The 23,067-nt window shown below is 70.3% G+C and carries 21 protein-coding genes; 18 read left to right on the top strand and 3 right to left on the bottom strand.

The annotated features are described in order from the left end of the window. Positions 1–107 precede the first annotated feature (107 nt). The 8 genes from ABZ453_RS34385 to ABZ453_RS34350 are packed head-to-tail and all read left to right on the top strand — an operon-like array spanning position 108 to position 8,279. Entirely contained in the window at positions 108–1,469 is a 1,362-nt protein-coding gene (locus ABZ453_RS34385) for a CpaF/VirB11 family protein (protein WP_359021207.1), read from the top strand. Beyond that, positions 1,466–2,383 (top strand): hypothetical protein, encoded by a 918-nt coding sequence (locus tag ABZ453_RS34380; protein WP_359021205.1) that lies wholly within the window; start codon positions 1,466–1,468, stop codon positions 2,381–2,383. Before ABZ453_RS34385 ends, ABZ453_RS34380 begins: the two co-directional genes overlap by 4 nt. After that, positions 2,380–3,279: a type II secretion system F family protein gene (locus tag ABZ453_RS34375; protein WP_359021204.1), complete on the top strand. Its 900-nt coding sequence runs from the start codon at positions 2,380–2,382 to the stop codon at positions 3,277–3,279. The genes ABZ453_RS34380 and ABZ453_RS34375 overlap by 4 nt, the downstream gene beginning before the upstream one ends. A gap of 52 nt (positions 3,280–3,331) precedes the next feature. Next, the gene (locus ABZ453_RS34370) at positions 3,332–3,538 is read left to right on the top strand and encodes a hypothetical protein (RefSeq protein ID WP_356949969.1); all 207 of its coding nucleotides are present in this window, start codon (positions 3,332–3,334) and stop codon (positions 3,536–3,538) included. Between the two features lie 2 nt (positions 3,539–3,540). After that, positions 3,541–3,957: a TadE/TadG family type IV pilus assembly protein gene (locus ABZ453_RS34365; protein WP_359021202.1), complete on the top strand. Its 417-nt coding sequence runs from the start codon at positions 3,541–3,543 to the stop codon at positions 3,955–3,957. Further along, positions 3,954–4,406, top strand: a complete 453-nt coding sequence (locus tag ABZ453_RS34360; protein WP_359021200.1) for a TadE/TadG family type IV pilus assembly protein — start codon at positions 3,954–3,956, stop codon at positions 4,404–4,406. Before ABZ453_RS34365 ends, ABZ453_RS34360 begins: the two co-directional genes overlap by 4 nt. After that, positions 4,403–4,846: a pilus assembly protein TadG-related protein gene (locus ABZ453_RS34355; protein ID WP_359021198.1), complete on the top strand. Its 444-nt coding sequence runs from the start codon at positions 4,403–4,405 to the stop codon at positions 4,844–4,846. The genes ABZ453_RS34360 and ABZ453_RS34355 overlap by 4 nt, the downstream gene beginning before the upstream one ends. A 4-nt stretch (positions 4,847–4,850) precedes the next feature. Further along, entirely contained in the window at positions 4,851–8,279 is a 3,429-nt protein-coding gene (locus ABZ453_RS34350) for a hypothetical protein (protein ID WP_359021196.1), read from the top strand. A gap of 435 nt (positions 8,280–8,714) precedes the next feature. Here the strand turns inward: ABZ453_RS34350 and ABZ453_RS34345 are convergent, their stop codons facing one another. Beyond that, a complete protein-coding gene (locus ABZ453_RS34345; RefSeq protein ID WP_359021194.1) occupies positions 8,715–8,981 on the bottom strand; it encodes a hypothetical protein in 267 nt (88 codons plus the stop codon). A gap of 54 nt (positions 8,982–9,035) precedes the next feature. Between ABZ453_RS34345 and ABZ453_RS34340 the strand changes: the two genes are divergently transcribed. After that, positions 9,036–10,004, top strand: a complete 969-nt coding sequence (locus ABZ453_RS34340) for a DUF4365 domain-containing protein (RefSeq protein WP_359021192.1) — start codon at positions 9,036–9,038, stop codon at positions 10,002–10,004. Positions 10,005–10,132: 128 nt separating this feature from the next. On the opposite strand, the gene ABZ453_RS34335 is transcribed toward ABZ453_RS34340, so the two are convergent. Together ABZ453_RS34335 and ABZ453_RS34330 are read right to left on the bottom strand one after the other, a co-directional pair. Continuing rightward, positions 10,133–11,431: a cytochrome P450 gene (locus tag ABZ453_RS34335; protein WP_359021190.1), complete on the bottom strand. Its 1,299-nt coding sequence runs from the start codon at positions 11,429–11,431 to the stop codon at positions 10,133–10,135. Between the two features lie 404 nt (positions 11,432–11,835). Continuing rightward, on the bottom strand, positions 11,836–12,528 hold the full coding sequence (locus tag ABZ453_RS34330) for a helix-turn-helix domain-containing protein (RefSeq protein WP_359021188.1): 693 nt from the start codon (positions 12,526–12,528) through the stop codon (positions 11,836–11,838). 1,885 nt (positions 12,529–14,413) lie between these two features. Between ABZ453_RS34330 and ABZ453_RS34325 the strand changes: the two genes are divergently transcribed. The 9 genes from ABZ453_RS34325 to ABZ453_RS34285 all read left to right on the top strand — a co-directional run bounded on the left by ABZ453_RS34325 (position 14,414) and on the right by ABZ453_RS34285 (position 22,932). Beyond that, entirely contained in the window at positions 14,414–15,409 is a 996-nt protein-coding gene (locus tag ABZ453_RS34325; RefSeq protein WP_359021186.1) for an MFS transporter, read from the top strand. Then, positions 15,379–15,570, top strand: a complete 192-nt coding sequence (locus ABZ453_RS34320; protein WP_359021184.1) for a hypothetical protein — start codon at positions 15,379–15,381, stop codon at positions 15,568–15,570. The genes ABZ453_RS34325 and ABZ453_RS34320 overlap by 31 nt, the downstream gene beginning before the upstream one ends. Before the next feature lie 14 nt (positions 15,571–15,584). Further along, the gene (locus ABZ453_RS34315) at positions 15,585–15,917 is read left to right on the top strand and encodes a hypothetical protein (protein WP_359021182.1); all 333 of its coding nucleotides are present in this window, start codon (positions 15,585–15,587) and stop codon (positions 15,915–15,917) included. A 156-nt stretch (positions 15,918–16,073) separates the two neighbouring features. Then, entirely contained in the window at positions 16,074–17,279 is a 1,206-nt protein-coding gene (locus tag ABZ453_RS34310; RefSeq protein ID WP_359021180.1) for an MFS transporter, read from the top strand. Positions 17,280–17,324: 45 nt separating this feature from the next. Continuing rightward, positions 17,325–18,317 carry an L-histidine N(alpha)-methyltransferase gene (egtD, locus tag ABZ453_RS34305; RefSeq protein WP_359021178.1) on the top strand — a complete coding sequence of 331 codons (993 nt, stop codon included), beginning with the start codon at positions 17,325–17,327 and terminating at the stop codon, positions 18,315–18,317. A 57-nt stretch (positions 18,318–18,374) separates the two neighbouring features. Beyond that, positions 18,375–19,652: an ATP-grasp domain-containing protein gene (locus ABZ453_RS34300; protein ID WP_359021176.1), complete on the top strand. Its 1,278-nt coding sequence runs from the start codon at positions 18,375–18,377 to the stop codon at positions 19,650–19,652. Positions 19,653–19,708: 56 nt separating this feature from the next. After that, the gene (locus ABZ453_RS34295; protein ID WP_359021174.1) at positions 19,709–21,004 is read left to right on the top strand and encodes a hypothetical protein; all 1,296 of its coding nucleotides are present in this window, start codon (positions 19,709–19,711) and stop codon (positions 21,002–21,004) included. A gap of 39 nt (positions 21,005–21,043) precedes the next feature. Continuing rightward, positions 21,044–21,877, top strand: coding sequence for a tryptophan synthase subunit alpha (gene trpA / locus ABZ453_RS34290; protein ID WP_359021172.1), 834 nt, complete (start codon positions 21,044–21,046; stop codon positions 21,875–21,877). 35 nt (positions 21,878–21,912) lie between these two features. Further along, on the top strand, positions 21,913–22,932 hold the full coding sequence (locus ABZ453_RS34285; protein ID WP_359021170.1) for a hypothetical protein: 1,020 nt from the start codon (positions 21,913–21,915) through the stop codon (positions 22,930–22,932). The last annotated feature ends 135 nt before the right edge of the window (positions 22,933–23,067 follow it).

Genomic DNA, 23,067 nt, shown 5'->3' with positions numbered 1-23,067 from the left:
CCTTGGCGACTCCGGCAGCCCCGGCACCTGGTCCCCCGGCCTTGGGGCCGTCGGGGGCTGGGCCTGCCGACGTTGGGGCGGCAACGGCGCTCCCCGGGGCGCTTCCTGTGCCCTGGGGGGAGATAACGAAGCTGCGGCAGCAGGTCGCCGACGACGTCGACCAGGTCAAGAAGGAGCGGCGCCAGGCCGGCGTGCCGCTGGGCGAGAAGGACCTGGAAGAGGTGGTGCGCGCCCGGGTGCGCGCCCGGGTCGCGGGGTGGGCTCAGGCGTGGTCCCTGACGAACCCGCCGCTGTCGGGCGAGCAGTTGGAGCGGGTCCGCACCGAGGTCTTCAACCTGATCTTCCTGGCGGGTGCGCTGCAGCGGGTCCTTGACCGGCCGGGCGTGGAGGACGTCCTGGTCGACGGTGAGTGGATGTTCATCGACTCTCACGGCAAGCCGCGTGAGCGGGTCCGCTCGCCGTTCTCCAGCAGGTCGCAGGCCGTCGAGTGGGTCAACCAGATGGCCGCGACGTCCGGGCATGGCGAGCGGCTGCTGTCGTACGCCACGGGAAAGGTCGAGTTCGACCTGCCGGACGGCTCCCGTGTAGCTGCCACACTGCTGACGGACGATGTGACGATCGCGATCCGCCGGCACGCGGCGGAAGCGGCCACCCTCGGCGACCTGGAGCAGTGGGGCACCGTCGACACGATCGTTGCCTCGTTCCTGTCGGCCGCGGTGAAAGCGGGCCTGTCCATCATCATCGCCGGCGACATGGCGACGGGTAAGACCACGCTCATGCGGGCCCTGGGCCGCGAAGTTCCCGCTCACGAGCGGCTGGCGACGTTGGAGAGCGAGCCGGAGCTGCGGCTGAACCATGACGACCCGGACCGGCACGCTCATGTGATCGCTTTCCGCACGCGGGAGGGCAACGGCGAGCGGGACGCCACCGGGCGGGTCACGCTCGCCGACCTGGTGCCCGTCTCCCTGCGCTACAAGGCAACGAGGGTCATGGTCGGCGAGGTCCGCGGCGATGAGGCCGTAGCCATGCTGGAGGCGATGATCGCGGGCGGTGCGGGGTCGATGTGCACCCTGCACGCGAAGGACCCCGAAGCCGTGGTCGACCGGCTGATGGTGCCGCTGGCCAGGGCCGGGCTGAGCGACCAGGCCGCCTACCGGCTGATCGCGGCCGCCGTCGACCTCATTGTGTACGTGGACGCGATCGACGAGACCGACCAGGGCGGCCAGGTGCACCGGTTCGTCTCCCACGTATGGGAGACGGCCGGCCGCAGCGAAGGCAGCGGGGTGGCGTTGTCGCAGCTCTTTGCCCCCCGCGAGGACGGGGGCGAGCCGCGGGCCATGCCCACCCGCACGCCGATGAACGAGCGCCGGCTGCGCAAGCTGGAGCGCAAGGGCTTCCATCGACGTTGGCTGATCGACTATCCGAACGGGCAGTGGCGGCCGCTGCGCCGGGCGGGAGGTGCAGCGTGACCCAGTCGTACCTGTCCGCGCTCGGTATGGTCGTCGGCGCGGTGGTGGCCTTGAGCCTGACCGGGCTCGTCGCCGCACTGCGCGGCTGGCGGCCGGCCACACGCAGCGTGCGGCCCGGCCGGCTGCGGGGCCGTCTGCAGCGGGCAGTTGAGGAACTGCCGCCCACCTGGCGGGACAACTACCGGCTGCTGCTGGCCGGGGCCGCGGGCGCGGGAACACTGATGTGGGCCATCACCGGGTGGCCCGCGCACGGGTTGCTCGCCTTCGCAGTGGTGGCCGGGCTGCCGTTCGTGCTCTACCCAGGTGGTTCCGGCCGTACGGAGGTCGCCCGGCTGGAGGCGATCGCGGAGTGGCTGCAGCAGCTCGCCAGCGTGCGGGCCGGCGGCAAGCCGCTGGAGGCCACGATCGTCGAACTCGACACGGTGCCGACGCTGTTGCAGCGGCCGGTGAGCCGACTGGCCGACCGGCTGAGTTCCGGGATGCCCGCCCGATGGGCCTACCGGCAACTGGCCGACGACCTCGCCAGCCGCATCGGCGACGACCTCGCCCAGTTGTTCATGGACCACGTCACCAGCCGCGGCCCCGGCCTGGCGCGCGCGCTGTCCGCGCAGGCCGCTCTGGTCACCCGGCAGGCCGCGGATCTACGGGACATCGATGCCGAGCGGGCCAAGGCCCGCTCCGAAGCCCGACGGGTGTCCCTGTTCGCGATCGCCGTGGTCACCGTGATCCTCGTCAACGGCAGCTACTCGCAACCGTTTTCGACCCCGCTCGGCCAGCTCGGGCTGCTGGTGCTGGGCGTGCTGTTCGTCGCGTCGCTGCTGTGGCTGCGCCAGATGGCTGTGATGGAGGAAGAGCCGCGCACCCTGCTCACCGCCGAGGAACGCGCGAAGGGGAAGGAGAGTGAGGCGGCATGAGTCTGTCCGTCCCCGCAATGCTGCTCGGCGGGCTGACCGCGCTCGGCAGCACACTCACCGTGCGCAGCCTGCTGCCCAAGCGGACCCCACTCGACCAGGTCCTGCGCCGCACCCACGCCCCGGCCCCGCGCACATCGTCCACCAGGACGGCGGCGAAGGGGTCCGCGCAGTGGGCGGAGCGCGTGGGCGCCCGGCTGATGGAAACCGATGCGTTCGTGACGCGGCTGCCCGCCCGGGATCTGAACCTGCTGGAGATGGCGCCGGCCTCGCTGCTGGGCCGCTGCGCCCTGTATGCGCTAGGCGGGTTCCTCATCCCGCAGTGGATCATTTTCCTGCTGCGCGTGGGCGGTCTGACACTGCCGTTCATCGTCCCGGCGGCCGCCGGGGTGGGCGTCGCACTGTTCATGGTCTTCAAATGCCTCGACGACGTCCGCGACAAGGCCACCGACGCCCGCCTCGAGTACCGCTACTACATCGCCTCGGTCCTGGAGCGCGTCGCCCTGGCCCGTAACTCCGACGCCGGTGCGGCCGAGGCACTCGCCCGGGCTGTGGAGTCGGGTGACGGACGCGCCGCGGTCCGGATCCGGGACACCGTCGAGCACGCCCACCTGGCCGGGGTCAGCCCGTGGGATGCGCTCGGCGGACTCGGCACCGAGCTCGGCGTGCCCGACATCGCACGACTGTCCGCCAGCTTGTCCCTCGCGGGCGAGGAACAGGCAGCCGTCTACGACCAGTTGGAGTCCCAGGCCGAGGTCGTACGGCGGGGTCTGCTCGCGGACCGCAAGGAGAAGGCGAACGTGGCCACCGAGAAGATGCATGTGCCGTCGCTGGCCATCGTCTTCCTGATGGCCGTCTTCCTGATGGCACCAGCCCTCGTCCGCATCCTGTCGTTCTGATCCGCCCGCCCGGTGCCGTCGAGAGAGCACCGTGAACGTCTGGAGGAAAGTCATGCACACCGTCCGCAACCGCCTCTCCCTCGTGTTCGGTGCACTGCGCCGGCACGGCGCTGTGATCCGCGCACATGCGACAGACCGTGGCGCGTCGGCACTGGAGTGGGGGCTGATCCTGGTCGCCGGGGGCACGCTGGTCGGCGTCGTGTACGCGGCGGCCAACACCACGGTCGGCGAGAAAGTCCAGCAGATCCTGGGTTTTTGAGCATGCCAGCGACACGCACACGCCGAGGACGGCACCTGGCCGGCCGACCGTGGTGGCGGGAGGACCGCGGCGCCACTGCCCTGGACATGTCGATGGTCGTCCCGCTCGCGTTCCTGTTGGTGTTCACCCTGATTCAGGGCGGCATCTGGTTCCACGGCCGGTCGGTGGCCCACCACGCTGCCCAACAGGCCGTGGACGCGCAGCGGGCCTACGACGCCGCACCCGGTGCGGGAGAGGCAGCTGCCGACGCGTTCCTGGCCCGGATGGGCGGATCTTTGAAGGGCGCGGTGGTGCAGGTCAGCGACGACGGCGACACGGTCAGCGTGGCTGTAGAAGGCGACGTGATCAACCTGGTGCCCGGGTGGAGCGGACACGTGCGTCAGAGCGTCCAGGCCCCCGTCGAGAAATTCCGGCCATGAGGTGGCAACGGTGGCCCGACCAGCTGTGGCGTGACCGCGGCAGCGCCGCCTTGAGCCTCGCGATCTTCGTGCCGGTGGCGCTGGTGCTGATCGGCTTCACGATCGCCTGCGGGCGGGTGGCGCTGGCCGAGGGGGCCGCCGATGCGGCCGCCCGGGACGCGGCGCGTACCGCCTCGGTGGCGAGCGACCCGGCCTCCGGCGAGGCTGACGCACGCCAGGCCGCGCAGTCCAGTCTGGCCAACTCCGGTATCCACTGCGCCGGCATCAGTGTCGAGTTGGACACCAGCGGGCTGTCCGCGCCGGTGGGGCAGGCCGCCAGTGTGACGGCCACCGTCTCGTGCACGGCGCCGCTGAGCGAGCTCGCACTGCCCGGCGTGGGCGGGTCCAAGACGCTCACCAGCACCAAGACGTCCGTCGTTGACACGTGGGCAACTCGGAGCGGCTCATGACCAGGTGGCGTCGATGGCTTCGCATCCCTTCCGGCCGCCGGGACCAGGGCGGCATGGAACTGTTCTACGCGGGCACCGTGCTGATCGCGTTCCTCATCGTCGGCCTGGTCATCGACGGTGGGCTGGCCCTGGACCGGATGTCGGATGCCGACTACGTCGCGCAGGAGGCCGCGCGGGCCGGCGCCCAGCAGATCGACCCCGGCCAGGCCATCACCGGCGAGGCGATCGTCGTCGACCCGGACGCTGCCCAAGCCGCCGCCCGCTCCTTCCTCGACAGCGAGGGCGTCGACGGTGATGTCGCCATCGCCGAGGACGGGCAGAGCCTCACGGTGACGGTGCGCGCTGCCTACCACCCCTACTTCGCCTCCCTGATCGGCGTCGGTGAGATGTTCGTGACGGGACACGGCACTGCCACCCTGCTTCACCAGCCCGGAGGCTGACCCCATGCCCCACTCCCCCGCTCGCGTGCGCCGCCGAGACCGCTCGTGGCCACGGGCCGTTGCGGCCGGCCTGTTCGCGTTCGTCGCGCTGGCCGCTCTGGTCGTCGGCGTGCCCGCGTTGCTGCTCGTCCTCGGCACACTGCCCGCGACGGTGCCGACGCTGGCCGAGGCACGCGCGGTGCTGCTGAGCCCGGACGGTGACGGCTCGGGACTGCTGACCACGATGACCCTGGCGGCGTGGATCGCGTGGCTGTGGCTCGTGGTCCCCGTTCTGATCGAGATCGTCGCCGTTCTGGCGCGGCGGACGACCCCGCGGCTGCCGGGCATGGCAACCGGTCAGCGTCTGGCCGGGTTTCTGCTGAGCAGCATCGTGCTGGCCTCGCCCGCGGCCGCCGCCAGTGCCGCCACCCCGGCGGTCACCGCCACCTCGACCCACGTTCCGTCGGCCGGCCAGGCAACCAGCAGCCAGCTGAGCACCCCGGCCCCGAGTACGGCGACGGAGAAGACGGCAGCGGCTGGGAACTCGCGGGAGTTCACCGTGGGGGCGGACGACACCACCTGGTGGGAACTGGCCGAGCAGCTGCTGGGGGACGGCACGCGCTACACCGAACTGCAGCGCCTGAATCCGGAAGTGCCCACCACGGCCACGGTGGTGCCGCAGGGCACGACTCTGCGCGTACCCGGCAACGCCGAGGTGCCCAGTGAGGCGACCGGCTCCGGCATCCGCACGCAGCTCGCCTCCAGCACACGCGATACGGCCGACGAGCATGGCGATGGGGACGTGGTCATTGTGGAGGCCGGCGACTCCCTCTCAAAGATCGCGGCCGAGGAACTCCACGACGGCAACAAGTGGCCGCAGCTGTTCGAGGCCAGCCGGGGCACGGCGCAGCCAGACGGCCTGCCGAAGATCACAGACCAGAACAAGATCTTCCCGGGGCAGCAGGTCACCATTCCCAAGGCGGCATCCGAGCAACCCGCGCACACCCGAGAGCACACAAAGGACGGCTCCGGGACCGCACACTCCGCTCCCCCGGCTTCGGACCACACCAAGAAGGACTCGGGCGCCGGCACCGGAGGTGGTGAGTCGGCGGCCCCCAGTGGCTCCGCCACCTCGGGAACGCAGACTCCGGCTCCCAGCGAGTCGAGCCGTCCCGCCGAGCATGCCAGCCAGGGTGCTGGCGGGCCTTCGAGCGGCAACCACGGTTCGGCCGCACCCGGGTCGGGCGCTCCGTCGGCATCACACACGCCCACGACGCCGGCGTCCGAGACACCCTCCTCAGATACCCCTGCGTCATCGCCCGCAGGCCAAGCGCCGCAGCTGCGGACGGTGCTGGGCGCTGGCGCGCTGCTGGCAGCCGCCGTGACCGGTGCGCTCGCCACGCGCCGCATGCTGCAGCGCCGTCGCCGCAAGCCAGGTGAGACCATCGCAATCTCCCCCGCGACCTCCTCAGCCGAGGCTCAGCTGGCGGCCGCCGCCGAGCCCGACGGATCGGCCCGTCTGGACGTGGCCCTACGCACGATGGCCCACCGGCTGGAGGGCAAAGCCGCACTGCCCCGGCTACAGGCCGCCCGGATCGGGGCCCGCACGCTGGAGGTGCTGCCCGAGGACCCGGCGTTGGAACCGTTGGCTCCGTTCACGGCAGGACGTGACGGCTGGTGGGTACTGCCGGGAGACGCCGAGCTCCTCGACGAAGAAGCCGCCCATCAGGTGCCGGCACCCTATCCGGGGCTGGTGACCCTCGGCAGCACCGCCGACGGTGACCTCCTGCTGGTGAACTTGGCCCAGTTGCCCGCGCTGCTGCTCGACGGCGATCCGACGCACATCACGGAAGTGTGCACGTCACTCGCCGTAGAGATCGGGATGAGCCCGTGGGGCAGCGTGGTCGAAGTGGCCGCCGCCGGATTCGGTGAGGACCTGCCCCGGCTGCTGCCCACCTCGCGGATCATGCACATGCGCGAGGCCGAGCACGCCCTGCGGGATCTCTCCGAACGTCTGCTGGAAGTCCACCAGATGCCGGAGACCAGCCACCATCCCTATCTACTGCTGTGCGCCGCCTCTCTCGACGAGGACACGGCCTGGCAGTTCGCCGACGTCATCGACAAGGCCCGGATCCCGGTCACGCTGATCGCACCGGCGGCCGCGGCGGCCGCACACTTTCCCGATGCTGAGACCCTCAACGCCGAGCTCGACGAGCCACAGCAGCTGGACTGCGCCAGCATCGAGATCACCGTGCAGCGCCTTGAGCGCGCCGCCTACCAGCAGATCGCCACGGCACTCGCCGTCTCCGGGCAGCCTGCCATGCCAGCCGAAGGGCCCTGGGAAGAGGTCCCGGACGAACCCGAGCCCGAGATGCCGCCCCGGCCCGCCAGGGACGAGACCAATGACCAGGCCACCGGCGCCGGCACCTACACCGCGAACAAGGCCTCTGTCACACCGGTCGCGTCGGCGACGGTGCATGAGAACGAGGGTGACAGCGGAGTGTTGCCAGCCCTGCTGGCCGCGTCGGCGGACCCGGCCGGGCTTCGCCTCCTGTCCACCGCGCCGCCTCAGGAGCAGGACGATCCCGAGGACCAGGCGCTCACCGAAGACTCGGCGGAAGATGAAGCGCCGGAGGAGCCGCCCGTTCAACTCCCGGAGCCGGCCAACAGCGGGGCTGCACAGGAGCCGGAGGCACACGACCTGCATGCCCCGGAGATCCGTGTCCTGGGCCCGGTCGAGGTGGACGGCGTTGCCACGTCGGGGCACGGCCCGAGGATCGCGCAACTCGCCTCATTGCTCTACTTCCGGCCGGGCCGCTCCGCCGATGCACTGTGCAACGACACGGACCCGCTCGCCCCATGGAGTTTGAACACCCTCAACTCCCGGCTGCGCGGCCTGCGCAGCGCCCTGGGCAATGACCCTGCCGGGAACCCGTACGTTCCGCGCCGCCGTACGGGCGACGACCCCTACCGCCTCTCCCCCGCAGTGCGGTGCGACTGGACCAGGTTCCTCCAGCTCGCCGAGCGCGCACTGCCCCAAGGACCAGCGGGGCTGCCGGATCTGGAGAAGGCCCTCGGACTGGTGCGAGGGCGGCCCTTCGGTGCAAGGCCGCTGCCGTGGGCGGGACCCTTCCAGCAAGAGATGATCACGAGGATCGTCGACGTCGCCCACACAGTGGCCACGCACCGCACCTCGAAGGGACCGCACCACGACCTCACCGCGGCCCGGCAGGCCATCTCGACGGGCCTCGAAGCTGACAACAGTGCCGAGCTCCTTTACAGGGACTGGATGCGGATCGAACATGCGGCCGAAAACCGCTCCGGCCTACACACCGCGATCACGCAGGTTCAGCAGGTCAACCGGTCACTGGACTGCGATCTTGAAGTGGAAACGGAGCAGCTGATCAGCGATCTCCTCAACGGGAACGGCTTGGCGCTGCGCAAAGCGCTGTAGCCGGGTGCGCAGTGTGCTCCACCGGTGGGCGGCCACGTCCCGGGCTGCGTAGGCGAGCAGTTTGTTCACGGCCGCCTCGTTCGACGCGGGCGGCCGGGTCTGCCAGCTCTCCCGCGTTTCCCGTACGGTCTGCGCAACCGCGTGCACGTGTGCGGCAAGAGTGTCGTCCAGCGCGCTTGTGCCCCCGTCCTGCGTCGGCCGGTGACAACGACGGGCCCTTGGAACGGGTACAGGGGCATGCCGCCCCAGGCGCTCGCCAGGGCCCAGACGGTGAGGTTCTCGGGGAGTCCGTAGCCTCGGCCCGCGCCGTGAATGTGCATCACGACCCGCGTGGGAGGCCGCCTGGTCGGAGGTGCCGGGGGGCCGGCGAGCGTACGGATCACTGAATACGCATCCGCCTGCGGGAGGTCGAAGTCGATAACGGTGGCGTCCGTGTCAATGGGCAGGGCTCGCGTGTCTTCCTTCGAGAGGATGTTGGGTGCGCACTGTCCTCGGGGCGCGGGTGCGCATTGGTCTACGTGGCCGGTCGGCCAGCTGGAGGCTGCGCGCGGCCAGCCGCAAGGATCCCGGCCCGGTGCCGGGCAGGCCGTAGTACACGCACTCCAGGCGCAGGCCCTCGCCGAGGGCTTCGGGAGAGGGGAACTGCTCCAGCGGGATCTCGACCTCGTTCTCTGGCCGGATGCCGGTGCGGTCGTGCCACACGAACGAGTCACCGTTGCTGGTGAAGACCGCACTCCAGCAGAAGATGGAGCCGTGATGCGCCGTAAACCATCTGCCAAGGTCGCCACTGCCGGGGTGACCCACACCAAGCTCGCCGTCGAGGACGAGCTGGAGTGGCTGTTCCGCGAGCAGCCCACCGAGGACTACGGCATTGACGCGCATGCCGAGGTTGTCGACGGCGAGGACGTCCGTGGTCGGCTGCTGGCGCTGCAGATCAAAAGTGGGATGAGCTGGTTCCGGGAGACGGCGCCAGAGGGTTGGTGGTTTCGGCCGGACATCGAGCACGTGGCCTACTGGCTCAACCACTCGCTACCGGTGGCTGTGGTGCTGTACCACCCGGAGACGAAGCGCTGCCACTGGCAGTTGGCGAATCGAAAGACGCTCCAGCAGACATCCACCGGCGGCTGGAAGCTCCTGGTGCCGGAAGCCCAGGTGCTGGATGCTACCGCCCGAAAGGCCCTCCGGGAGGCTGCCGAGGGCGATCCATACGAGCTGCGTATCCGTGAATTGCAGCTGGCCAAGCCATGGATGGAGCTGCTGGCCAACGGCAAGCGGCTGGTGGTCGACATGGAGGAGTGGATCAACAAGGGTTCAGGACGAGGCGACATTCGTCTAGGCATAGACAACGAGGACGGCGAAGAACCCGAGAAGCTGGCCAGTTGGGGTGTGTTCCTTGGTCTCGCCAGCTACGCCGAGGTGGTGCCGAAGCTGTTCGCGTGGGCTGACGCCCACGTGCACCCGGAGACGTACGACGGGACGGAGTATGACCAGTACAGAGCAGATTGCAGTATTTGGGACGATGAGTATGAGGTCTTCGCGGCGGCGCCGTTCGAGGAGTGGAAGCGAGACTTGAATACGGAACGTATCCGGCCGTACCGCAACGGCGGTGGTGAGGTCGACTTCTACCGGCTTGAGCTGACGCTCAATGAGCTGGGCAAGGCGTTCTTGGTGGTGGACAGGTTCGGGATGAAGGGTGGGAGGGTGCTCACGGGTGAGGACCTGTGAGGAGAGTGCGTTGCCCTGGTCCGGGCGGTTCCGGCGGACGCGCAGGGCGCGGTCGTTGTCGGTCTAGGTGACGTGCAGGCTCTTGAAGTCGTTGATCACGGCGAGTCGTCCTTGGGGGTGGAGGCGGTTCAGGGGGCGGCCAGATGGAGGGATGTCATGCGTCGGAAGGCGACGCGCGGCGCCCACTGGGCAGGGGCGGTGATGTTCAGGCGGAGGGGGCGTTTGAGGAGGCCGGCAAGGAGGGTGGCGGCTTCCATGCGGGCGAGAGCGTTGCCGAGGCAGTAGTGAATTCCCGCGCCGAAACCGAGATGCGTGGACGGACCGGTCGCGGTTGTGGTGCCGGATTCGCGCGGGCCGCGGCGGCGGCGGACGTCGAACACATGAGGATCGGTGTACTGGGCGGGGTCGTGGTGTGCGGCGCCGATCAGGAGGTGCACCATTTCGCCTGCGGGTACGGGGATTTCGCCGAGGTGGGTGTCGGCGGCTGCGACGCGGCTGATGAGATGGATGGGAGCGTCGTAGCGCAGTACTTCTTCGATCGCGTCCGGTATCAGTTCGGGTTGCGAGCGTATGGCGTCCATTTGGGACGGGTGCTCGAGCAGCAGCCGGATGATATTGGCGAGCAGATGCGATGTGGTTTCCAGCGCTGCCAGGATCATGAACAGGGCGAGGGAGTGGACTGCTGCGTCGGCGGCGTCGCGGTCGGCTTCGTGCGCGTCCCAGGTGCGGATCCACTGCGAGACGGGATCGTCGCCGGGTCTCGTTCTGCGTTCCTTGATGAACTCGCGGAAGTACGCCCGCAGTTGGGCTGTTGCTGCATCGGAGAGGGCGAGGTCGCTTGCCGTGGGGAACAACTCCTGTGTGTGTACCTGGTCATGGGTCAGGGTGCGCAGGAGTGCATAGTCGGCCGGGGGCAGGTTCATCCAGTGTCCGATGGTGATGACCGGGAGTTCCTCGCTGACCTGGGTGACGAAGTCCGCCGCCCCGTCGTGCAGTCGTTCGGTGAAGTCGTTTAGAAGGTGGTCGACCGCTTTTTCTACCGTGCGGTGCAGCGCGAACAGCGTGCTCTGGTCGAAGGGGTTGCCGAGGGTCCTGCGTATCCGGGTGTGGTGGGGCGGGTTGAGGAGTGGCAGCGTCTGGCTCATTTGTAGTGAGGCGGGTGAGCGCCACCGGGTGTTGTTGGACTGGCGGGAGCGCCAGGCGCGGTCCGGGACCGTCCATGTTTTGTCGCGCAAGATGGAATGGCAGAGCTGGTAGGACGTGACCAGATTTCCGCCCCAAGGTGCCGGAATTACCTCGCCCATGGCTGTTAATTGGGTGTATATGGGCAGCGGATTTGTTTGGCCGTTGCTTGTGCGTAGCCGGGAGAAGAGCTGGATCAGCGCGCGTCGCGGGTTGATTGACGGCGCAGCCGCAGCGGAATCCAAGGGGGCTCCTTCTCGCAAGATCTCACCTTAATCGCGGAGCCGTGCCTACCCTTACAGTTGAACGTTCATGCACAAGACCTGGTCTGGTGCCTGTTGCGCGAATCACGTTTTGACTGCGCCAAGAGGCCGTGCTGTGTCTTTTCTGTGTGCCGCACTCCGGCGGTCTCTGCGACCCGGCTGTCAATGGGACGCATCGCCAACGGTCCGGGGCGGGGTCAATAGGGGACCTTGCACGCGGGGCGAGCGGCAGCATCCGACTCTGTCCGATAGTGGGGGAAGTCATTCACCGTCGCAGGGAGAACCGCCCGCCAGGTGACGGGCTGGGGGAAAGCAGATTGGGCCCGGCCACCGCACGCTATTTCAACTGTACGGTTGCCGGGCGCGGGTGCAGGGTGATGGTCGCCTCACTCGTCGGCAGCGTCTGGTTTCGGCTGTCCCTCGAGGAGGAATTCGGTGTAGAGCTTTTCTCCTCGGTCTACCGAGAAGTCGACGAAGGGGAGGACCTCTGGAACTGCGATCGCACCGAGGAGGTTCTGGTAGGCCCGCGACACGTGGGTCTCGACGTGGTCGAGGCCGCCGTCGAGGACGATCGCGGTGAGCACCAGTCCGGACCATGTGCCGGGGATCTGCCGGGCCTGTTCTTCGGGGATGACGTGGGGCCGCAGTTCACCTTTTTGCTGGGCTTCTGTCAGCTGACCGGTGTTGAAAATGACCCAGTCCGGCCAGGGGGTTCCGTATTCCTCGCTGGAGCCGTATTCGAAGGAAAGTTTCAGGGCGGCGAGGAGTGCGTCCTCGCGGGCGATTCGGTGTGCCAGGATGATGCCGATGTCATAGATTTCTTGGACTTTGAGGCGCTGCGGACGGAGCCCGTCCATCGTCAGGGTGTTTTCCATGATGTGCCTCGCTATGTCCCTTTTCCCTCCGGGGAAGTAGTTGTAGAAGAATCTTTTGTTCGATTCCGCTTCGAGGATGATGTCACTGAGACTCGCTCCTCGGTATCCCTTTGTGATGAATTCGCGCGCTGCAGCGTTGGTGATGCGCGCCTTCGCGTCGATCGCGCGCTGCTGGATCTTACGGGTCGTCTTCTGTTCGGTCATTTCTCGCCTTCGCCGCCCATCCATAGGCTGGGACCGGTGTCCTGCCTATGGATGGCTCATTTCGGGGTGCCCGCCCGGGGTGGGCGCTGCAGCAGCCTGTTTATACAGTGATCACGTGCAGGGGTATTCGTTCCAGCGCTTTGCCGCACTTCGGGCAGGGTGCAAGTTTCCGTAACTCGTGTGCGGTTCGCACGTCGAAAAATTGCAAGATCTCGCAGCCGTTCGGGCACACGGTATACCCGGAAATCAGTTCCCCGATGGGTGCCTGGATGCTGGTGGGGTTTGGCATGCCGGAAGAATTGGGTTCTGCGCACATTGTTCCTCCACGGTGGCGGGGAGCTGCTCGGCTGGGCGGGGAGCGGCTGGCGCGGTGGGTCGGGTCATGGCGTGTGCAGTTCCGGTCGGCTTGGCGTCGAGGGGCTCGCTGTGCAGCCGGCTGGGACCGGTGGGCGCAGGTGCGGGGGTGTGGTGTCCGTGCAGGGGTTCCGGGGTCGGGCTGGATCGGTACGCCGGCCGCCGCGCCGGTGGATCGCAAGGCGCTAGCGGTACGGCAATTTGCGCCCGATCCGGTAACAACTGGGCCTCCCGGTAATGGTGTGGTCACTGTTCGCTTGACGTGTCCCGGTTAGGGTTCCAGACTTGGCGCCGAAAAGGTAGACCGCACAGTCCCGTGTAGCCCACGCAGTACGAGGGTATCTCGGACATTTCGCCTCGCGGGAGGCGAGAGAGGTCGAGATCTGTGAGCGTCCGGCCCGATGACCGAGCTGGGAACTTGAGTCGTACTCCGGGGGATTCGCGGGCCTTGGGGGATACAGACCGAAGCGGTCGTCGACGGTCACGGCAGATGGGACTGCTCAGTCTCCTTAAGACCACATGGTCTCCGGAGGACGGCTGAGTCGCCGTCTGCTCGCCGCACCGCAGGGGGCCGCACCGTCAGTTCCGCTGACGACCCAGAGCAGCACGGGGAGATTGATGCTTTGCGATCGTGGCGCCGTGAAGTCGGCCGGCACGCGCAACGGCCGGCGGTTGCCGCGCCAGGCCGTGCCCTGAGCGGGCGGCGCTGACACCGCCGGTGGCCGGCTCTCCTGTGGACGCCCTCCCTTGATGCCTGACGATCTCTGTTGGCCCAGAGGTGGTCGGGGCGTTGGGTGCCCACGCTGTACACGGCCCGCAGATGCGCGGAGTACATGTGATGAAGGCGGCCGCCCCCTGTTGGCCCAGGGAACGGCCGCCCGTAGCGACTCCAGCGAGGAGTCATCGCACCACCAGAACCGGATCAGTAACCAACCTGGGGCGCTCGAGGCGTGTTGGCACACGCCGCGCACAGGATAGGCCACGGCGCCCGCTCACGCAGGTGCCCGTCGGCCGTCGTGTGCCGAGCACCCAGCACCTCACCATGGAGGCTGCTGTGTCTTTCCCTTTTCGACGCCGTCCCGCCGTTGCCGCGAGGTACGGCGCGACCCGTTGCGCCCCTGAGGCCATCGTTCCCGCGGCCCGGCCGGGCAGCCCTGACCGCGAGGCACACCACGGTGCGCGCTGACAGCGGAGTCTGGCACCGCGCCTGAGCCGGTCCTCCTGACTTCCGGGCTCAACTACCGCCTGATGGCGGCTGTTTGAGCGCGCCGAGTGTCCAGCACGGCTTCCGGCTGCACGGCCGTGTGCTGCTGACGCTTCGCTCCCCGGTTTTCACGCCAGTGCCCTCGCGTTCGTGCCCTGGGCCGAACTCTGGCCCCGTTGCCCGCCCCCCACCAGTCCCGGCGCCGCCTTTCGGTGTCCTGGACTGCCCTCGGGAGTTGCCGTGCCATCGACCGACCTGCCTGCCCGTCCCTCCCCCGTCCGCCTCCCGGTTTCTGCCACGCGACCACGCCAGCCCAGCGCCGTCTGGGTGCTGGTCGTGGGGGCAAGCGCCGTGCGCGCAGCCGGTTTCGCCTACCCCTTTTTGTCCTACCGCCTGAGTGAACTGCACTTTCCCGCCCGGAGCGTCAGCGGCGTCCTCGCGGCCTTCGGCGTCGGCTGGCTCGCCGGCCAACTCGTGTGCGGACGGCTCGCCGACACACTGGGGCGCCGGACCACCTTGGTGAGCGCCCTGCTGGTGTCCGCCGCGGTGCTGCCGCTGCTCGCGCAGGCGACGGCGCCGGTCGCAGTCGGCGCGGCCGCCGTCATCGCAGGGATGTGCTACGACGCTCCCCGGCCGGTGATCTCGGCGTTCGTGGCCGACGAGATCACCGACGAGGCCACACGCGCCAGGATCACCGGCTGGCGGCATTTCGGCATCAACGTCGGCGCCGCGACCACGGGTGCCGTCGGCGGTCTGCTGGCGGATTCCGCCGGCCTGTCGGCCCTTTTCTGGATCAACGCCATGGCCTGCGCCGTGTTCGCCGTCGTTGTCCTGGCCGTCCTGCCCGGCGACCGGCCCGCGCCCGAGCCGGTCGACCTCGCCGCCGGGCCGGTGAGGGATGGCCGGCTGTGGCTGCTGTGGCTGGCCAGCGTCCTCGCATTCATCCCGGTGGCGGGCGTTTTCAGCATCCTGCCGCTGCTGATGGAGCACTCCGGCCTGCCGGCGTCCGCGTACGGCTGGACGCAGGTCGCCAGCGGCGCAACGGTCCTGCTGCTGTCCGTGCCGGCCACCGACTGGCTGGCGCGCCGCACCGGGTCCTCCTCCATGGTCGGGGCTGGCCGCCAGTTCCCTGGTGCTGGGTGCGGGTATCGGCTGCGCGGGCCTGGCCTCGTCGGCACTGCAGTACGCCGCGGCGGCCGCGGCGGCAGTCCCGGGCGAGATCACCGCCATCGTCGCCGCGCAGGCGGTCGTGGACCGGATCGCAGCGCCGCGCGCGCGGGATGTACGCGGGCGTGTGGGGCACCAGCCTGGCCACCGCCGTGATCTGCGCCCCTGTCCTCGCCTGCTGGGCGCTCGCCCAGGGCGGCCCCGGCCTCGTCGCCCTCGCGACCTTCTCCTGCGGTGCCGTCACCTGCCTGCCGCTGGCCGTGCTCGTCAACCGGCACCGCACACGGCAGCCGATTTCCTCCACCGCCCCACGATGAAAGGAACACCTCTCATGCGCACCATGCCCCGCTTCGTCCGGCACACGCTGCCCGTCGCCCTCGGTGGCGCGCTCGCCGCTGCCGCTGTGTCCACCACGCCGGCCGCCGCCAACAGCGGCTGGTGGTACAGCACCAACATCGGCGCCAGCGGTTACTTCACCTCGAACGGTGACAAGGTCACCGCCTGCGACATCAAGGTCGACGGCTACATGGCCCTGGTCCAGATCCTCACGGTCAACGACAGCCTCGTGTACCGCATGGTCGACACCAAGGTCGACGGGAAGTGCACCACGAAAGTCACGACCTCTTCGACGGCCAGCCCTACAAGATCGAAGTGTGCGTGGTGAAGACGGGCGGAAGGCCCGCCTACTGCTCCCCCGCGCACCAGTTCACGGCCTGACCGGCTGATGCCGCGTTCCCGGCGCTGCGGTCCCGCAGATGTGCTGCGTCCGGGACCGGCTCGCTTCCCCACGCCTGCCGTTTCTCCTCGTGGAGCCACCTCCATGCTGCCCTCGGCCACCGTCACCAGCGCCGCGCCTGCGGCCACCTACCGCAGTGTGCTGCGGGCTCCGTATGCCACCCGGCTGCTGCTCAGTACGCTGCTGGGCCGGTTGCCGTCCGGGATGGCGCCGCTGGCGGTCGTCCTGGCGGGAGCGGACCGCGACAGCTACGGCGCCGCCGGGGTCCTGGCCGCCGTTTACCTGGTAGCCAACGCCGCCGGAGGACCTCCGCTTGGCCGACTCGCCGACCGACTAGGGCAGCCGAGCGTGCTGACGGTGAGCGCGGTGGTGGCCAGCGCCAGCTTCGGTCTGCTCCTGGCCGACCGCACCCAACTGCTGGGGGCGGTGGTTGCCGGTCTGGCCCGGCCGCCGCTGGATGCGACATTGCGGGCGACCCTGCCGAGGCTGATGCCCGACCGGGCACACGAGCGGGTCGCGTTCTCCCTGGAAGCCGCGGCCCAGGAACTCATCTACATCGTCGGGCCGTTGCTGGTGGCGGGTCTGGCCAGCCTGGTGTCCGCGCAGGCAGCGCTGATGGCGACCGCGGCGGCGGGACTTGCCGGGACCCTGCTGGTGGTCAGCACCCCGCCAGCACGGGCCTTCAAGCCGCGGCCGCGCGCCGCCGGCTGGCTAGGCCCGCTGCGTCACCGCGGTCTGCGGCGCCTGTATGCGGCCATGGCGTGTGCCGCGCTGCCCATGGGGGCGATCGTCCCGGTCGCAGTTTCCTACGCCGAGCGTCTGCATGCCCCGACACTGGCCGGGCTGCTGCCCGCGGTGGTGTCCGTCGGTGCTGTCGCCGGCGGTCTCGCCTACGGCACGCGGTCCTGGCCGGGCTCGATGCCGTTACAGCTGACGGTGCTGTGCGCCGGGTGGGCGGCGGGCTGGCTGCCGCTGCTGGCCATCACCGGCCGGGCGTCCGTGGTCGCCGCCTGCCTGCTGCCCGGTGTCGTCATGGCGCCCCTGCTGGGCACCGCCTCCCTGATCACCGCCCGGCTCGCTCCCGAAGGGATGGCCACCGAGGCGAGCGCACTGCTGGTGGCGGCGCTGGACGTCGGCTGCGCGATGGGAACGGCCGCCGCCGTCCTGCCCGTAGGGGTGTGGCTGCTGCCGGCCGGCGGCGCAGCCGCCCTTGCCCTGCTGATCGGGCCCGCCCTGAGACGTCCCCGCCTTCCGCAGGCTGCGGCCCCGCCCGTCCGGGAGGCCGCATGACTCCCCTGCCCGCCCCTCGCACGTCCTATCCGGAGGTCTGATCCCATGCCCATGCCCACCCGCATACCCGCCGCTACTCCCGCACCGCAGCCGCCGTATCTGGCCGCGCTGCGCTTCGACGTCATCCACGGCCTGAGCGGCCGTCCGAAGACCCTGCCGTCGAAATGGCTCTACGACACCTCCGGCAGCAAGCTGTTCGAGCAGATCACCCGGCTACCGGAGTACTACCCGACCCGCACCGAGCGCGCCCTGCTCGGCAAGGCCGGGCCGGCCCTCGCGTCCGTCACCGGTGCCCGCAGCCTGATCGAGCTGGGCTCGGGGTCCGCGGACAAAGCGAGTCTGCTGCTGACCGCGCTGGCCGCGACCGTGACCACGTACGTGCCCGTCGACGTCAGCGCCAGCGCACTCGAGGACGCCACCCGCAGCCTGACGGCCGCGTTCCCCCAGGTGGTGATCGCCCCGCAGCTGGCCGACTTCGCCGCCCCGCTGGAGGTGGAGGTTGCCGGGCCCCGGCTGGTCGCCTTCCTGGGCGGCACCTTCGGCAACCTGCTGCCCGACGAGCGCGGCCGGTTTCTCACCTCGCTCGCCTCCCGCCTGCTGCCCGGGGACTACCTGCTGCTCGGTGTCGACCTCGTCAAGGACCCGGCCGTCATCGTGCGGGCCTACGACGACGCGGCCGGGGTCACGGCCGCCTTCAACCGCGGGATCTTGCACCGCATCAACCGGGAGCTGGGCGGAGACTTCGACGCCGACGCGTTTGAGCATGTGGCCGTCTGGGACGAGGCCAACGAGTGGATCGAGATGAGGCTGCGCTCGCTGCGCGCGCAGACCGTCACCCTCGCCGAGCCCGGTCTGGCCATCCACTTCGACGCGGGTGAGGACCTGCGCACGGAAGTGTCCGCGAAGTTCCGACCCGAGACCTTGGCCGGGGAGGTCGAGGCCGCCGGGATGCAGCTGCGCGCGCTGTGGACCAACCCCGATCACCTCTTCGGACTCGCCCTCATCTCCCCCGACCTGCCCGTGCCTTCACGGCCCTGACCCGGCGGCGCCCACCCGCCGCGGCCCCCGGCCGCCACCTCCAATGAAGGGATATTGATGACCTCCCCCACAGCATCCGCAGCGTCCCGTCCTCTGCTCGTCCTGGGGGCCGGTGCGCGCCCCTACCGGGAACACGGGCTGAGCCGGCTCGCCGCCGCCGGACCGCTCGTGCTCGCCGACCCCGAACCGCCCGCCTGGATCCGCCCGTACGTGGATGAGCAGTTGGCCATCGACCTCGCCGACACCGAGGGTGCCGCGATGGCCGTCAAGGCGGTCGCCGCGCGCACCCCGCTGGCGGGGGTGTGTACCTATCTCGAGCATCACGTCGAGCTCACCGCCCATTTGGCCGCGGTGCTGGGTCTGCCCGGCACTCCGCCTGGGGCGATGGCGGCCTGCCGCGACAAGGCCCTCACCCGCGCCCGTTTCGCCGAGCACGGCGTCCCCTCCGCCCGGTCCGTGCCGGTCGACGATGCGGACGAAGCCGTCGAGGCGGCCCGCCGCATCGGCTATCCCGTCGTCGTCAAGCCGCGCGGGATGGGCGGCAGCGCCGGCGTGGTGCACGCCGACCACGACGTGGCCGTCCGAGAAGCTTTCTACGCCGCCCTGTCGGCGACGGTCATCGGGCTGGAGGCCTACGCCACCCGCGGGGTGCTGGTGGAGGAGTACCTCGAGGGCCCGGAGATCAGCGCGGAGACCGTCGTCGTCGACCACCAGGTGCACATCGTGGCCATCACCCGCAAACAGCTGGGCCGCGAGCCGCGGTTCGTGGAGACCGGGCACATGGTGGATGCCCGCGATCCGCTGCTGGGCGACGATGCGGTCACCCAGGCGGTCACCGACGCCGTGCGGGCCCTGGGCATCGAACGCGGCGTGCTGCACGTGGAGGTGCGACTCACCGGACGCGGTCCGGCCCTGATCGAGGTCAACGGCCGCCCCGGCGGGGACCTCATCCCGCTGCTGGTGGAGGAGGCCACCGGCATCGATCTCATGGCGGCCGCTGCGGCCCTCGCCTGCGGTACCCGGCCCGAGCTTTCTGCGACCCGGCAGCGGGCGGCCGCGGTGCAGTTCCTTCTCCCCGCCTTCACCGGCCGCCACGGACCGGTGCCTCCCCTGACCGACCTGCGCGCCCAGCCGTGGCTGGAGCGCCTGGTGTGGACCCGCCACCTGGGCGAGAAGGTCACGGCCCCGCCGAAGTCCACGATCGGCGACCGGCTGGCGCACTGGGTGGTCACCGCCGACACCCCCGAGGAATGCCGGCAGCACCTCAACCAGGCGCTGCTGGAGGTCTGCGCCCCCACCGCCTTCACCGGGCACACCACCGGCTGCACCCGCTGAACCACCCCTCTGTCGCCCGCTTCTGCTGTTCGTCCCCCCTGCTGCTGGGAGCCGTCATGCCTCTCCTCTCCGCCCCCGCCCCCGCCCCCGCTGGTGCGCTGGCCGACGCTGTCACCGGCGTGGCGGCGGTCGTCGCCCCCTACGACGGCGCCGGCCCCTACCCGCCCGCTTTCGCCCGGCACGGCTGGCGGACCGTCGCCGTCGTACCCGAGCCGAAAGCCCGGCCCCTCGCCTACCACGAGGCGCCCGTGCCAAGGGAGTTCACGGCCACGATCGTGCACCGGGGGCTGCGGCGCACGGTCAAGGCACTGCGCGCGATGGGGGTTTCGGCGGTCGTCGCGGGCAGCGCCGGCGGCATCCATCTGGCCGAACGGATTGCCTGGCAGCTCGCCCTGCCCGGCGCCGACCCGGTCTCCTGGCTGCTGCGCTGCGATCGCGGCGCACAGGCTCAGGCGCTCGCCGCCCACGGTGTTCCCGCGCCGCGCGGCATCCGCACCACGAGCCTGGCCGACGCTCTGGCCTGGGCGAAGGCGTGCCCGCTGCCCGGCTATCTCCTCGCCCCGGCCGCGACCGGTATCCCTGTCGAGGCGGTGGCCTGCACGAGCGAGCTGCAGATCAGCAGCGTCTGGCCGGCCCTGCGCCGCCTGGCGGCGTTCTACTCCGGTTCCGCCCACCTGGTGCTGACCGAGCCGCTGCCGCTTCGGCAGTACACCTTCAACACCAGCACCACCGCCCGCCCCGGCCAGCGGCCGGAGCATGCCGTCACCGACGCGTGGGCGGAGACCTGCGGCGCGGACGGGCAGATGGAGCGCACCGACCTGATGCCCGCCGGCGGTCTGCTGACGCGGGCCCTGTCAATGGCCGCGGCACGGGCGCTGGATGCGCTCGGCGTGGTGTGCGGCCCGGCCACCCTGCGCCTGGCCTACCCGACCGGCGAGGGGATGGACGCCGCGGACGGCCCCATGGTGATCTCCGCGGTCGCCGCGCCGGTGACGACCCTCGCCGACCAGGCGCTGGCCGCGGCCATGGGCCGGGACCGCTACACCGACGTTCTGGACGTGTGGATCCCGCCCTCTCCCGCCCCACTGGTGCCCGCCCCCACCGGGCAGCACATCGTCCGGGCCCGTCTGCACCTCTCCCCCGCGACCCGGCCCTGGCTGGGCCGCTTCCTGCGGCAGCTGCCGACCGTGGCCGCCGTCCGCGAAAGCCCCGAGCCACGCACCTCCCCAAGCGCCCCCACTCCTGCGGCCGATGAGGTCGTGCTTTCCGGCGATCCGCGGGAGACGGAACGCGACTACCGGCTCATCCGGGCGCTGGAGCGCACCGAGCAAGTCCTGAACGACCGGCCGTGAGGCCCGGACTCGCCATCTCCCGCCCGGAAAGGGGCTCTTGTGATCACGTCTCAGCCGTCCTGGGCGGCCCTGCGGCTCGACCATGCCCTCGCGGTCAGCCGCGCCGAACAGCGGGCCGCGCTCGGCCTGTACCTGCCCGTCGGCTACCCCACCCGGCAAACTAGCCTGGACGCCCTGCATCTGATGGCCCAAAGCGCTGACTTCCTCGAGTTGGGCGTCCCGCACACCCCCGCACACCTGGACGGTCCGCTGATCCAGCAGGCCGCCGCGCAGGCCCTGGCGCAAGGGTTCGTCATGCAGGACCTGTTCGATGCCGCGGTCGAGCTGACCGCTTCCACCACCACCGCCCTGCTGGTCATGTCCTACTGGCAGCCCATCGCCCGGTACGGCGCCGAAGCGTTCGTGCAGAACCTCGCGGCCGCCGGCGCCGCCGGCGTACTGATTCCCGACCTGCCCGCGGACTGCGCCGCCCACTGGCGGCACCTCATGGCGGAGGCGGGCCTGCACCCCATCACCCTGATCCCGCCGCACGCCAGCGCCGCTCACCTCGCCTTCCTCGCCACCTGCACCAGCGGCATGGTCTACGCCCCCGCCACACCCGGCCTGACCGGGGCCCGCCGCCCCCTGAGCCCATACCTGCCGCGGCTGGTGCACAGGCTGCGCACCGCCACCGGCCTGCCCGTCGCCGTCGGTATCGGCATCAGCAGTCCCGCCCAGGCCACCCAGGCCAGCGCCTACGCGGACGCCGTCGTCGTCGGCTCGGCGGTCATCCGCCGCATGCACGGCCAGCCCGACGCGGCCGCCGTCGCCGCGGCCCGGGCAGCGAGCGACTTCGCCGCCGGTGTCCGACGCGCCCACACCTCCCCGGCCTGACCCCGACAGCACTTCTTGAAGGAGGAACACTTCACATGCCCCGCCCCGCTCTGCGGCCCCCACGCCAGCGCCTGGCGACCGTCCTCGCCCTCGCCATCAGCACTGCGGTCGCCCTGTCCGCGTGCAGCGGCGCGGGCGGCGACAGCCAGCACACCACCGTCACCTCACCGGCCAAAAGCCGTGCCGCCGCGGGCGTCATCGACGCCACCACCGCCAAGGAGGTGGTGGACGCCTACCAGACGGCGAACAACGCAGCCAACGCCCGCCAGGACGCAGCCTCCTTGGCGAAGATCGAGGCCGGGATGGCCTACGTCCAGGACCGGGCCGACTACCAGCAGTGGAAGACCTGGCCCGTGAAGGAGCAAAAACGCTCCGCCAGCAGCTTCCGCTACGAGCAGCGCACCTACTACATCCCCAAGGCGCCCACCACCTGGTTCGCGATGACGGCCACCAGCAGCGACCCGACACACGCGCGCGGCATGTTCGTCTTCGACAAGCGCGGCGGCCGCTACAAGATGGTGGCCGCCGTCTACGCCGCTGACAAGATGCCGATCCCCAAGATCGCCGTCGACTCCCGGGGGCTCGCCACCGCCGTCGCCCCGGCCCGCAAGGTCGGCGCGCTCGCCCCCAAGGACGTCACGGCCGCCGTGACCGATCTGTACGTCACCGGCGGCACCAAGCACGGCCGGCAACTGGCACCCACCCCGGCCAGTAAGGCCGCCGTCCGGCTGCACGACGACCGCAACCGGGGGGAACGGGGCAGCTGGCGTACCGCCAACTACTTCTCCGCCCAGCCCGCGCACCCGCAGGTGTATGCACTGCGCACTGCTGACGGCGGCGTCCTCGCGCTCGCCCCCGGCGCCTACACCATCGAGTACCTGCACACGCGGTACCTGCACGGCGGACTGATCATCCCCGGCCCCCAGGAGGCCGTCTACAACGCCAACCACCGGCCGGTGATCACTGACGAATATCAGGGCGAGGCCCTCGTCGCGCTGTCCCCGACCCAGGCGACGCTGATCGCCCGGGCCTTCCGGCTGGTCGACTCCCGATGAGCAGCGACGAGAACACCCCCGGCCCCGGCTCAGCGGCACCGCCCTGGGCCCCAGGGTACGGCGCGCACCCGCAGCCCGAGCGGATCGCCTGGTACTCCGTGGACAACCCGGCCCGCACGTCGCCCGATCCTCCCC

This window comes from Streptomyces sp. NPDC005799, assembly GCF_040630525.1.
GTDB classification, from domain to species: Bacteria; Actinomycetota; Actinomycetes; order Streptomycetales; family Streptomycetaceae; genus Streptomyces; species Streptomyces griseorubiginosus_B.
The sequence above is the reverse complement of the archived record's forward strand: the minus strand, read 5'-3'. Positions and strand labels throughout refer to the sequence as shown.

What these genes read in the sequence shown, in the direction of transcription:
- ABZ453_RS34375 (WP_359021204.1), top strand. Translation starts at nt 2,380, where the DNA reads ATGAGTCTGTCCGTCCCCGCAATGCTGCTCGGCGGGCTGACCGCGCTC.
- ABZ453_RS34370 (WP_356949969.1), top strand. Translation starts at nt 3,332, where the DNA reads ATGCACACCGTCCGCAACCGCCTCTCCCTCGTGTTCGGTGCACTGCGC.
- ABZ453_RS34365 (WP_359021202.1), top strand. Translation starts at nt 3,541, where the DNA reads ATGCCAGCGACACGCACACGCCGAGGACGGCACCTGGCCGGCCGACCG.
- ABZ453_RS34360 (WP_359021200.1), top strand. Translation starts at nt 3,954, where the DNA reads ATGAGGTGGCAACGGTGGCCCGACCAGCTGTGGCGTGACCGCGGCAGC.
- ABZ453_RS34355 (WP_359021198.1), top strand. Translation starts at nt 4,403, where the DNA reads ATGACCAGGTGGCGTCGATGGCTTCGCATCCCTTCCGGCCGCCGGGAC.
- ABZ453_RS34350 (WP_359021196.1), top strand. Translation starts at nt 4,851, where the DNA reads ATGCCCCACTCCCCCGCTCGCGTGCGCCGCCGAGACCGCTCGTGGCCA.
- ABZ453_RS34340 (WP_359021192.1), top strand. Translation starts at nt 9,036, where the DNA reads ATGCGCCGTAAACCATCTGCCAAGGTCGCCACTGCCGGGGTGACCCAC.
- ABZ453_RS34330 (WP_359021188.1), bottom strand. Translation starts at nt 12,528, where the DNA reads ATGACCGAACAGAAGACGACCCGTAAGATCCAGCAGCGCGCGATCGAC.
- ABZ453_RS34315 (WP_359021182.1), top strand. Translation starts at nt 15,585, where the DNA reads ATGCGCACCATGCCCCGCTTCGTCCGGCACACGCTGCCCGTCGCCCTC.
- ABZ453_RS34310 (WP_359021180.1), top strand. Translation starts at nt 16,074, where the DNA reads ATGCTGCCCTCGGCCACCGTCACCAGCGCCGCGCCTGCGGCCACCTAC.
- egtD (WP_359021178.1), top strand. Translation starts at nt 17,325, where the DNA reads ATGCCCATGCCCACCCGCATACCCGCCGCTACTCCCGCACCGCAGCCG.
- ABZ453_RS34300 (WP_359021176.1), top strand. Translation starts at nt 18,375, where the DNA reads ATGACCTCCCCCACAGCATCCGCAGCGTCCCGTCCTCTGCTCGTCCTG.
- ABZ453_RS34295 (WP_359021174.1), top strand. Translation starts at nt 19,709, where the DNA reads ATGCCTCTCCTCTCCGCCCCCGCCCCCGCCCCCGCTGGTGCGCTGGCC.
- ABZ453_RS34285 (WP_359021170.1), top strand. Translation starts at nt 21,913, where the DNA reads ATGCCCCGCCCCGCTCTGCGGCCCCCACGCCAGCGCCTGGCGACCGTC.